Origin of the sequence: Cedecea sp. NFIX57 (assembly GCF_900177785.1) — a bacterium.
Lineage (GTDB): Bacteria > Pseudomonadota > Gammaproteobacteria > Enterobacterales > Enterobacteriaceae > Cedecea > Cedecea neteri_C.
The window spans coordinates 1-2,335 of sequence record NZ_FXAS01000101.1 but is presented as its reverse complement, the minus strand read 5'-3'; the positions used below and the strand labels follow the sequence as shown (position 1 = coordinate 2,335).

Genomic DNA, 2,335 nt, shown 5'->3' with positions numbered 1-2,335 from the left:
ATGGAGCAGTGGGCTGGCAAGTTAAAGGAACTGACAGCGGAGATTAACGGCGTTATGGATACCTGGAAACGCGGTACTGAGTGGGAGGATGAGTAAATATGGACCCTATCTGGAATACGATAACGCCTGCAGAAGGCTGGAGAGTACGAAAAATGACTGAAGTAACTGACCTCGATATGGTGATTAACGATCTTCGAATTAGCGGCTATTCTGCTGCTGATATCGCAGAGCTGACGCGCTATTTCAATGAAATGCCGAATACCAGTTCAGAGCTGCTTATGTGTGATTTCAGACTCGAAACAGCGCAGGCCCTGAGCTTTTCCTGGCTGGTTCGCCACCTTCGGAAACTGGCTGATGGTGGCGATAAAAGCGTTGCCGTTGCCGCGCTGGGGCAGTTGGTAGAAATAGCTTCCCGGACAGGGTTGTTAGTTAATCCCGAGCTTGTCGGTAATAAGCTTCGTTAACAATTTCTTGCTGACGTCCATCACCAGACTAAATGGGGCGTCAGCAGGTTCTATCCCTGTCATCTTTATAGTTCCATCCTCGAGTGATTATCTGACACAGATAGCCAGGCTAGGTTTCGCTTTCTTTCAGATATTTCTTTTCCCAATACATTGTAAAAAGTCAATGACTCAGTAATGGCATGTTGCAGATAGTACATTCAATCACCGCTTGGTGATTGAAGTTTCAGATTCATTAACCTTAACTTTGCCGTTCTATTTAACAGGGGTTGGTATGAAAAACAGAAAATGGTCATATAGCCTGCTTACTGCATTGCTATCACTGGTCAGCCATGCAGCTTTTGCTGGCTGGAGTACTCATGTTGAAGATGATGTTTTTACTGGTGGGCAAAAAGCAATGCTGGTCGATGTAAAAAGCGAATTAAATGGCGTTGTTTTTGATTGCTCAAAGGACCATCTAAAAGTCTCATACATTGAGAGCGGTGATACTACAGATATCACTGATGGTATCCAGGCTGAGCTCGTTTTCAAGGTAGACCAGAGTAAACCAGTCAAGTTTGATGCCCTGACTACCACGCGTAATAATAACTTTTTTGGTGTAAAATCTGCTGAGAATGATGATTCACTTAAACTTTTGCTCAGTGAATTGAAAGCTGCCAGTCATCATATACTCGTTGGTGTTCATTATCTTCAAAGTGATCAAAAGTATAGCTATACTTTCGATACCATAGGGTCTGCTAAAGCGGTTAACAAATTCGTTAAGGCCTGTGAAATTGATTTATCAGGTATCTCTCCGCAGAAAAGTTAGCATTGCAACTGAACACCAGCACAGGTATTTCCCGTTGAAGTTATAAAAGCCTCGCCTTTGTGCGGGGCTTTTTGTTGGCAGAAATTTGCTATATATCAAGTTCATGCGCGATATATCGCATGTGGGGTGTGTTCTTATACGGCCGTTGTTGAAAATGTGATTTTTCTTGCTTGAAAATACCCGAGAGCTTCTTATCGTTGGGGGCGCTATGTTTATTCGGCACCTGGTTTGTTTGCTGTGTTTTGTTGCGATCGCCCCTGTTTCGGCACTTGTTGCTTGGTTCTTCGGGCGGTCAGGCAACAACGGAAAGGAATATTTCATGAAAATACTCGCTATCATAGTGTTCACTGTCACTCTGCTGGTGTTTGCTGCCCTGATGGTGGCATTTTCACGGCGGGCGCGGGAGTTGGTCATTTCGGGATTGAATGAATTTGTGGAGCATCTTATGAAATTCCTGACAATCATTGTGATTGTGGCGGCTGTTGTGTTGTCCGTGGTCGTAATGCTGACACCCACAGGTATGGCTATCAGGTAGATGTTCTTCACCGCGGCGGGTCTCGCTTTGATAAGGTATAAGATATGGAGCATCGAATTCTAATCATGTACATCCCGGTGATCCTTTTGGGGATCGTCTGGGTGAATGACGGTCGAAAAAAGTGAACATTGACTTTATAATTGAGCTGTGATCCAATTTAACCGTTAAAACTGAACACTGAACTGGCCCAAAGCCCCGCCCTCGTGCGGGGCTTTTTATTATGGCCACTTCCGTTTTTCCTCTCTCATTTGAGGCTATTTCCATGAGACGTAATCTGATCCGCCTCGCCCACACCGGTAAAAACTGCCTCGGATGGGACGATGATACTTACCGCGATGTACTGGCCCATCAGACCGGGAAGCGCTCGGCGGGCGACTGCTCCGACACGGAGCTGGAAAAAATGGTGCTGTATATGCGTACCCAGGGCTTTGCCCCCTCATCCCATGGTCGCCGCCCGCGCGTGGCCACCGGGCGACGGGCGATGCTGGGCAAGATTGAGGCCCTGCTGGCGGAAGCGGGCAGGCCGTGGGC

At 46.8% G+C, this 2,335-nt stretch carries 4 protein-coding genes; all 4 read left to right on the top strand.

Annotation, left to right across the window (positions count from 1 at the left end; genetic code table 11):
- The first annotated feature begins 152 nt into the window (after nt 1-152).
- Entirely contained in the window at nt 153-464 is a 312-nt protein-coding gene (locus tag B9Y90_RS25935) for a hypothetical protein (RefSeq protein ID WP_139827513.1), read from the top strand.
- A 271-nt stretch (nt 465-735) separates the two neighbouring features.
- Nucleotides 736-1,269, top strand: a complete 534-nt coding sequence (locus B9Y90_RS25930; protein ID WP_085543143.1) for a hypothetical protein — start codon at nt 736-738, stop codon at nt 1,267-1,269.
- Between the two features lie 319 nt (nt 1,270-1,588).
- The gene (locus B9Y90_RS25925; protein WP_085543142.1) at nt 1,589-1,804 is read left to right on the top strand and encodes a hypothetical protein; all 216 of its coding nucleotides are present in this window, start codon (nt 1,589-1,591) and stop codon (nt 1,802-1,804) included.
- Between the two features lie 262 nt (nt 1,805-2,066).
- On the top strand, nt 2,067-2,335 hold a 269-nt coding region (locus B9Y90_RS25920), incomplete at its 3' end, for a regulatory protein GemA (RefSeq protein WP_085543145.1).